Annotated in this window: 6 protein-coding genes; 5 read left to right on the top strand and 1 reads right to left on the bottom strand. The window is 71.3% G+C overall.

Annotated elements, in window-relative coordinates; translation table 11 throughout:
* Positions 1-201 precede the first annotated feature (201 nt).
* The 4 genes from FNH05_RS25945 to FNH05_RS25930 are packed head-to-tail and all read left to right on the top strand — an operon-like array spanning position 202 to position 6,764.
* Positions 202-1,161 carry a 4-(cytidine 5'-diphospho)-2-C-methyl-D-erythritol kinase gene (locus FNH05_RS25945; protein ID WP_144591334.1) on the top strand — a complete coding sequence of 320 codons (960 nt, stop codon included), beginning with the start codon at positions 202-204 and terminating at the stop codon, positions 1,159-1,161.
* Positions 1,161-2,930, top strand: a complete 1,770-nt coding sequence (locus tag FNH05_RS25940) for an ABC-F family ATP-binding cassette domain-containing protein (protein ID WP_144591333.1) — start codon at positions 1,161-1,163, stop codon at positions 2,928-2,930. The genes FNH05_RS25945 and FNH05_RS25940 overlap by 1 nt, the downstream gene beginning before the upstream one ends.
* The gene (locus tag FNH05_RS25935) at positions 2,900-5,668 is read left to right on the top strand and encodes a helix-turn-helix transcriptional regulator (RefSeq protein ID WP_144591332.1); all 2,769 of its coding nucleotides are present in this window, start codon (positions 2,900-2,902) and stop codon (positions 5,666-5,668) included. Before FNH05_RS25940 ends, FNH05_RS25935 begins: the two co-directional genes overlap by 31 nt.
* Before the next feature lie 55 nt (positions 5,669-5,723).
* Positions 5,724-6,764 carry a hypothetical protein gene (locus FNH05_RS25930; protein ID WP_144591331.1) on the top strand — a complete coding sequence of 347 codons (1,041 nt, stop codon included), beginning with the start codon at positions 5,724-5,726 and terminating at the stop codon, positions 6,762-6,764.
* A 9-nt stretch (positions 6,765-6,773) separates the two neighbouring features.
* On the opposite strand, the gene FNH05_RS25925 is transcribed toward FNH05_RS25930, so the two are convergent.
* Positions 6,774-7,196 carry a winged helix-turn-helix transcriptional regulator gene (locus FNH05_RS25925; RefSeq protein ID WP_144591330.1) on the bottom strand — a complete coding sequence of 141 codons (423 nt, stop codon included), beginning with the start codon at positions 7,194-7,196 and terminating at the stop codon, positions 6,774-6,776.
* Between the two features lie 87 nt (positions 7,197-7,283).
* Between FNH05_RS25925 and FNH05_RS25920 the strand changes: the two genes are divergently transcribed.
* On the top strand, positions 7,284-8,111 hold the full coding sequence (locus tag FNH05_RS25920; protein ID WP_144591329.1) for an NAD(P)H-binding protein: 828 nt from the start codon (positions 7,284-7,286) through the stop codon (positions 8,109-8,111).
* Positions 8,112-8,148 lie beyond the last annotated feature (37 nt).

The following is an 8,148-nucleotide window of genomic DNA, read 5'->3' as shown; positions in this document are numbered from 1 at the left end:
GCGCACGAGGGTGGGACTCGCCCGGCGGACGCGCCGTACACCGCGAGCGGGCCAGACTTTGCCGGGGTCCTGGCAAGTACGACCGCGAGGGGACCCCTCACGGCAATCAGCAGGGGAACGCGGCGGTCGCGCTGCGGGTCGCGCTGGAACTTGTTTCTCCTCGTGAGCGGCCGTGAGGGGCGGCCACGTAGTCTTGAGCCCGTGCTAGCCGTCGTACCCCCACCGGTCACCGTCCGGGTGCCCTCCAAGATAAATCTGCACCTGTCGGTCGGTGATCTCCGCGAGGACGGTTTCCACGACCTGACCACAGTGTTCCACGCCCTGTCGCTGACCGACGAGGTCACCGTCGCGGTCGCCGAGGAGCCCGGGGTCGAGGTCTACGGCGAGGGTGAGGCCTCCGTGCCCACCGGCGCGAACAACCTGGCCTGGCGGGCGGTGCAGGCGCTCGCCGCGCACGTCGGCAAGCCCGACCCGAAGGTGCGGGTGGTCCTGCGCAAGGGCATCCCGGTCGCCGGGGGCATGGCGGGCGGCAGTGCGGACGCGGCGGGCACCCTGGTCGCGCTGACCGCGCTGTGGAAGCTCGACCTCGGTCGCGACGAGCTCGCCGGGATCGCCGCGAAGCTGGGCAGCGACGTCCCGTTCGCGCTCTACGGGGGCACGGCGCTGGGCACCGGCCGCGGTGAGCAACTCGTGCCGGTGCTGTCCCGCCACACCTTCCACTGGGTCCTCGCCTTCGACCAGCGCGGCCTGTCCACGCCCCGGGTGTACGAGGAGCTGGACCGCCTGCGCGAGATCGGCGATCCGCCGCGCGTCGGCTCGCACGCACCCGTGGTCGAGGCGCTGGCCTCCGGTGATCCGCGGCAGCTCGCCCTCCTGCTCGGCAACGACCTCCAGGCGGCCGCGGTTTCGCTGCGGCCGGGTCTGCGCCGCACCCTGCGCGCCGGGGTGAACGCCGGTGCCCTCGCCGGTACCGTCTCCGGATCCGGGCCGACCTGCGCGTTCCTCTGCGCCGACGCGGAATCGGCGCTCGCGGTCGCCGCCGAACTGGCCGGCGCCGGGGTCTGCCGCACCGTCCGCGTGGCCCACGGCCCGGTTCCCGGCGCGCGGCTCACCGGGGGCGAAGAGCTCCACCGTCCTACTCCTCCGCAGGTGCACGCCTGATGGCCAATCTGATCAACCTGGAAGCGGTCGGCAAGTCCTACGGGGTCCGCCCGTTGCTCGACGCTGTGTCGCTCGGCATTGCCGAGGGTGACCGGATCGGTGTGGTCGGCCTCAACGGAGGCGGCAAGACCACGCTGCTCGAGGTGCTCGCCGGGATCGCCGAACCCGATTCCGGCCGGGTGAGCCGCGTGCGGGACCTGCGGATGGCCGTGGTCACCCAGCGCACGGAACTGGCCGAGGGCAGCACGGTGCGTGACGCGGTGCTGTCCCACTACTCGGCCGAGCACGAATGGGCCGCCGACGCCCGCGTGCGGTCCATTGTGGACGGGCTGGGCATCACCGCGCTCGGCCTGGACTCGCCGACCGCGAACCTCTCCGGCGGGGAGCGGCGCCGCATCGCGCTGGCCGCCGCACTGGTCGGCGACCTCGACCTGATCGTGCTGGACGAACCGACGAACCACCTCGACGTGGAAGGCGTGCGGTGGCTCGCCGATCATCTGCTGGCCCGCCGGACCGCGCTGGTCGTGGTCACCCACGACCGGTGGTTCCTCGACACCGTGTGCTCCCGCACCTGGGAGGTCGCGAACGGCCGGGTCGAGCAGTACGACGGCGGGTACGCGGACTGGGTGTTCGCGCGGGCGGAACGGGCCCGGCTCGCCGCCACCGCCGAGGAGAAGCGGCAGAACCTGGCGCGTAAGGAACTCGCCTGGCTGCAGCGGGGCGCGAAGGCCCGGACCTCGAAACCGCGCTACCGGATCGAAGCGGCCGAAGCGCTCATCGCCGACGTGCCGGAACCGCGCGATTCGGTGGAGCTGCTCACCTTCGCCCGCCGCCGTCTCGGAAAGACGGTGCTGGAACTGGAAGACGTCACGCTGCGAGCGGGCGAGAAGCCGGTGCTGGACCACACCACCTGGCGGATCGGCCCCGGGGACCGGATCGGCCTCGTCGGCGTCAACGGCTCGGGCAAGACCACGCTGCTGAAGCTGCTGGCCGGGGAATCGGAGCCGGAGCAGGGGCGGCGCATCGAGGGCAAGACCGTGCGCCTGGCGCACCTGTCGCAGGAACTGGAGGACCTGCCGGGACAGTTGCGGGTGCTCGAAGCCGTCGAAGAGATCTCCGGCCGGGTCGTGCTGGGCAAGCAGGAGATGTCGGCCTCGCAGCTCGCCGAACGCCTCGGCTTCCCCGCGGCACGGCAGTGGACGCCGGTCGACGACCTCTCGGGCGGGGAGCGGCGCCGTCTGCAGCTCGCTCGGCTCCTGATGGGCGAGCCCAACGTGCTGCTGCTCGACGAGCCCACCAACGATCTCGACATCGACACGCTGCAGCAGCTGGAGGACATGCTCGACTCGTGGCCGGGCACCCTCGTGGTGGTCTCGCACGACCGCTACCTCGTCGAGCGCGTCTGCGACGCGGTCTACGGGCTGTTGGGCGACGGCCGCATCACGCACCTGCCCGGCGGGATCGACGAGTACCTCCGGCGCCGCCAGGCGAGCATCGCGGCCGCGGCCGGGCCCGCCCCGGCGGTCTCCGGTGGCGAGCAGAAGCGTTCCAGCGCGGCCGAGCACCGGGCCGCGATGAAGGAACTGTCGCGGCTGGAGCGCAGGCTCGACCAGTTGCACGCGCGGGAAGCCGAGTTGCACGAACAGCTCGCGCTGCACGCGACCAACCCGGAGAAGCTCGTCGAGCTCAACTCGGAACTCAAGACCGTGCGGACCGAAAAGGACGAGGTCGAGGCGCGATGGCTGGAGACATCGGAACTGCTCGACTGATCGGCCCGGAGTTCGCCGGTCGACGGGAGGAGTCGGCCCGGCTGACCGGACTGTTCCGCGTGGTCGCCGAGGGCGGGGTGGCGACCGTCGTGGTCGGCGGTGAGGCCGGTGTGGGCAAGTCCCGCCTGGTGGCCGAGTTCACGCGGGGTCTCGACGCGCGCGTCCTGCTCGGCGGGTGTGTCGAGCTGGGAGCCGAAGGCCTGCCGTTCGCGCCGTTCGTCGCCGCCCTGCGGGACTGCGCCGGCGAGGTCCCGGACGAGTCGCGCCGGAGCCTCGCCCCGGTGTTGCCCGTGCTCGGACCGCCGGAAACCGGCGAAGACGCCCGCTGGGGCCTCTTCGAGGGAGTGCTCGCACTGCTGGGCGGGATGGCTGCCGCCCGGCCCGTGGTGCTGGTGGTCGAGGACGCGCATTGGGCCGACGCCTCCAGCCTCGACCTGATCGAGTTCCTGGTGCGCAACCAGTCCGCGGTGCCGGGCTCGATGATCATGGTGACGCATCGCACCGAGGAGACCCGCCGAGGGCAGCCGCTGCGGCGCCTGCTCACCGGTCTGGACCGGGTGCCGTGGACCACCCGCCTCCCGTTGGGGCGCCTCGGCCGCCGGGCCGTGGTCTCGCAGCTGCGCGGGATTCTCGGGCGTGAGCCGGATCCACTGGTGGCGCAGGAGATCCACCGTCGCAGCGAGGGGAACCCGCTGTTCGTGGAGGCGCTGGCGGAGACCGGCACCGACGGGGTTCCGTCCTCGCTCGAGGACCTTCTGTTGTCCACAGTGGACCGCTTGGCGCCGGATCCGGCCCGGTTGGTGCGCGTCGCGGCGGTCGCTTCCGGCCCGGTGCGGGACGACACTCTGGGCCTGGTGACCGGTTTCGGCGTGGACCGCCTGTCCGTCGCGCTCCGTGCGGCGGTCGACGCGGGCGTGCTGACCGTCGCCGGTGACGCCTACGTCTTCCGGCATGCCCTGATCGGCGAGGCGGTTTACCACGGGCTGCTTCCAGGGGAGCGGGTGGACCTGCATGCCCGGTACGCAAAAGCGCTGGAGGATGACGAATCCGCGCTGGCCGGGCTGGCGCACCACCGGTACGAGGCCCGCGACTTCCCGGGTGCGCTCACCGCCGCCTTCGCGGCGGCGCGGGCGGCGCGCAAGGCGCTGGCGTACACCGAGCAGTTCCAGCTGCTGGAGAGGGTGCTCCAACTGTGGGAGGTGGTTCCGGACAGCGCCTCGCTGCTGGGTATCGATCACCTGACGCTGCTCGAACACACCGTCGAGGTGGCACTGCGGGCTGGTGAGCACGCGCGCGGCGAACGACTCGCCACCGCCGCACTGTCCGAAACAGACCAATCGGAGGGCGTGCGGGTCGCCGTCCTGCTGGAGCAGCGGGCACGGCTGCGCAGCCAGCTCGGCCTGCCGGAGGCGCTCGAAGACCACCGGGCCGCGGTGCGCACCGCCCCGGACGGTCATCCGGCGCGGCCCTACCTGCTGAACTCACTGGCCGCGCGCCTGATGGACGTTCCCGATCCCGAGGCCCGCGAGGTCGCGCAGGAGGCGCTCACCGCCGCGCGCCGTGCGCACGACGAAGTGGCCGAGGTACCGGCCCTGATCACCCTGGCCGTGCTGGACGCGCGGCTCGGCGACCTCGACGCCCAGCTTCCGCGCCTGGCCAGGGCACGGGCGCTGGCCGAAGGGATGAACACCCCCCGGCTCCGGCTCCGCGCCCTGCACGCGGAATCCTCACTGTTACAGGCTTTCGGCCGCCTCGACGCCGCGATCTCCACGGCCAGGGCCGGGCTCGCCGTCGCCCGCGAAACCGGGCTCGCCCGGGGGTGCGGGCACGAGCACGCGATCGATCTGGTGGGCGCGCTGATCTCCAGCGGTGACTGGGACGAGGCACTGGAATCGGCCGAGCACGCACTGGAACTCGCCCCGCCGCCGACCCATCTGGCACACCTGTTGTGCCTCAAGGGTTTCCTCGCCCTGCAGCGCGGGGACCTCGACGCGGCCGCGGCGTCGCTGCACCGGGCACGCGAACTCGCTGGCGAAGGCGGCACATTCACCCAGGGCCCGCTGTTCCTCGCCCGGCTGGAGGCGGATCTCGCGCTCGCCGGTGATCGGCCGGAAGAAGCTCGCGAGGTGGTACGGCAGGCGTTGACCTCGCCGTTCATCCTCGTCTCGAACCGCTTCACCTGGCCGTTGCTGGTGCTCGGCGCCCGCGCCGGGTTCACCGAGCCGATGCCGGAACCGCGCGTTGCCGGACCAGTCCAGCGTGCCTGGTCGCTCACCTTCGAGGCCGAGCGAAGCCGTTCGCGGGCGGCCTGGGCGGAGGCGGTGGACGCGTGGGAAGAACTCGGACAGCCGCTGCGCATCGCCCAGGCGCAGTACGGACTGGCGGAAGCCGCGCTGGGCGCCGGGGACCGGGAAGCCGCGGAGACGGCGATCCGCCGGGCGGCTGGACTCACCGAGTTGCTGGGTGCGCGGCTGCTGGGCGACCGGCTCGCCGATCTGGCCCGGCGGGCCCGCATCCCCGTCACCAGCAAGCCGGTCCCACGGTTCGGGCTCACCCCGCGCGAGTCCGAGATCCTCCGCCTGGTCGCCGACGGCCTTGGCAACCGGGAGATCGCGGAGCGGCTGTTCATTTCGGCCAAGACCGCGAGCGTGCACGTGTCGAACATCCTCGGCAAGCTCGGGGTGAGCAACCGGGTGGCCGCCGCGGCCACCGCCCGCCGCCTCGGTCTCGTGCCCTGACGGGACTTTACTGGAAACGCTCGATTTGTCGGGGGCCGGTGCCAGAATGCGTGGCATGGCAACGCTTCGAGAACTGGCGGACCGGATGGTGGCGCTGGGCATGGTGACGGAGGAGAAGGCCGACGCGGTGCTGGCCGACATCGGCCGGTGGCGGAAGGAGCATCTGGACGAGCAACTGGACGAACGCGATCTCTTCGGCTGGCTCCCGGAATTCGGTATCGCGATTTCGGTGCACGGCGATGACGTCGACTTCGTCGAGGACTACTACCGTCGTCTGCTCGAGGAGACGGTGACCGCGTGCACCGGCGGGGCGGTGGTCATCACCGGCGTCCGGTTGCTGAGGGACGAAGACTTTGGCGAATTCCTGTACTTCCTTCGCAACGGCGAGCCGGTCTGGTGGCACGTCGAGCACGAGTCCGACGACTACGTGGACCAGATGGCGGTGTTCGAGCAGTTCGGCGATCTGGATCCGGGCGGTGACGATCCGCGCGAGTTCTATCAACTGCTTCGGAAGAAGCACGAATCCTGTCAGGACGACGTGTACGTCCTTGCCACGCCGGAGCAGGCGAGGGCGTTGCGTGACGAGTTCGGCCTCGACTTCTGCGGACTGGACGCGGAACGCCACGACTCGATCGTCCGGGCCAACACGTTCCTCGACTCCTGGCTGTCTGAAATGGACGATGCTCTGGCCGCGTGGCGCACTCGGTTCCTGCCCGGGGACTTCCCGTTCGATTTCTCTTTCGACTCACTGACGGCGCTGGGACGGCTCCTGCTCGCCCGGTTCGACGGCTGGTCTGCGGTTAACCGGGCCGCCGAGGAACCGTTCGTCTCGGGGGCGGTCCGCTACCTGGGGGAGACACTGATCCGGGCCGTGCCCTGCCGGTGGAGTTGCTGGTACGTGGAGGATGAGCCGGTTCTGGAGATCGTGTCCGACACGCCGGCCGCCTTCCGCGCGAGTGTGGTTCCGCTGAACGCCCTCGCCCGTGCCGCCGGGGACCGTGACCCCGGCGCTCTTGACACGCCGGTCGAGGAGTTGCGCGACGCGGTCGACCAGTACGCGAGGATGCGGCGTCTCCTCAGCGCCGAAGTTCCCTAGCGGCAACGGTTACCGGATCTCGTTGCCGGGGTGTTCGTCGTCGTAGGCCCGGCGGGCCTCGGCGATGGTCTCACTGTGGGCGAGTGACCAGTCGGCCAGCGCCTTGACCAGGTGGGTGAGGCTCGTTCCTGTTTCGGTCAACCGGTAGTCGACCTGGGCCGGAACGGTCGGATAGACGGTACGGACCACGAGTCCGTCGCGTTCCAGGCGGCGCACGGTGAGGGTGAGCATGCGCTGCGAGATGCCGTCGATCGCCCGTTGCAGCTGCCGGAACCGGCGCGGCCCGGCCGCGAGTTCGACGATGACGAGCACCGACCACTTGTCTCCGACCCGGTCGAGGACGTCACGGATGCCGCAGTCGGGATGGTCCGCCCGCCCGCACGGATCCAGGCCGGCGGGTGCGGCGGTTACCCCGGTGTGCGTGGGTGACATCGAACTGCCTCCTTTTGGCGGCACGACGGATCGGTCAGGATCCGATCGTAGTTACCGAAGAGAACCACGAAGGAGACGGCGAACACCATGATCTTGGTGACTGGGGCCAACGGACATCTCGCCTCCCGCACACTGGCCGAGCTCCGGGCGAGAGGAGCAACGGCGGCCGGCGGCAGCCGCATCCCCCGAGAAGGCGTGCGCCACCTCGACTTCGACGCTCCGGCCAGTCTCGATCTGCGCGGGGTTTCCACCCTCGTGCTGGTCTCGGCCGGATACGGCGAGGACGACGAGGTGATCGCACGCCATGCCGCGGTCATCGATGCGGCCTCGCGTGACGGGGTCGGGCATGTCGTCTACACCAGCCTGACCGGAGCCGGTGACCATCTCGGGTTCGCGCTCGCGCACCGGGCGACCGAACGGCTCCTCACCGGGAGCGGGCTGGGCTGGACGATCCTCCGCAACGGCCTGTACGCCGAGCTGTTCGGCGGCCTGCTGATGTGGGCGGGCGACGGCCTGGAGTCGGCGTTCGGCACCGGCGCGTTGTCGGCGGTGGCTCGCGAGGATCTGGCCACCGCGGCGGCGGTCGTCGCCGCCGGGCCCGCACCGCATCAGGGGAAGATCTACGACCTGACCGGGGAACCCATCACCGCCGTGGACGTAGCCGACCGGCTCGGCGTCGCCCACCACACGATCAGCCTGGGTGACTACCGCTCCCGCCTGCTCGCCTCGGCGGGCCTGCTGCCCTTCCAGCCGCCCATGCTGGCGTCGATCGCGACCGGTGTTCGCCACGGTTTCCTGGCCGATCCCGGCCCGGATCTGCGCACCCTGCTCGGGCGGCCGCCGATCGATGCACTGACCGTCGCCGCGGACACCGCGGCCGCGCTGCGTCCCGAGTCCGCGCCCGCCCGGCCTTAGGCCGGTCCCGGCGCCGAAATAGGGCTCGTGCCCGAGG

Origin of the sequence: Amycolatopsis rhizosphaerae (genome assembly GCF_007713715.1) — a bacterium.
Classification (GTDB): domain Bacteria; phylum Actinomycetota; class Actinomycetes; order Mycobacteriales; family Pseudonocardiaceae; genus Amycolatopsis_E; species Amycolatopsis_E rhizosphaerae.
This window is presented reverse-complemented; position numbering and strand designations above follow the sequence as displayed.

Excerpts from the sequence above, each read along its gene's own strand:
- FNH05_RS25940 (WP_144591333.1), top strand. The coding sequence starts at position 1,161 with ATGGCCAATCTGATCAACCTGGAAGCGGTCGGCAAGTCCTACGGGGTC.
- FNH05_RS25935 (WP_144591332.1), top strand. The coding sequence starts at position 2,900 with ATGGCTGGAGACATCGGAACTGCTCGACTGATCGGCCCGGAGTTCGCC.
- FNH05_RS25930 (WP_144591331.1), top strand. The coding sequence starts at position 5,724 with ATGGCAACGCTTCGAGAACTGGCGGACCGGATGGTGGCGCTGGGCATG.
- FNH05_RS25925 (WP_144591330.1), bottom strand. The coding sequence starts at position 7,196 with ATGTCACCCACGCACACCGGGGTAACCGCCGCACCCGCCGGCCTGGAT.
- FNH05_RS25920 (WP_144591329.1), top strand. The coding sequence starts at position 7,284 with ATGATCTTGGTGACTGGGGCCAACGGACATCTCGCCTCCCGCACACTG.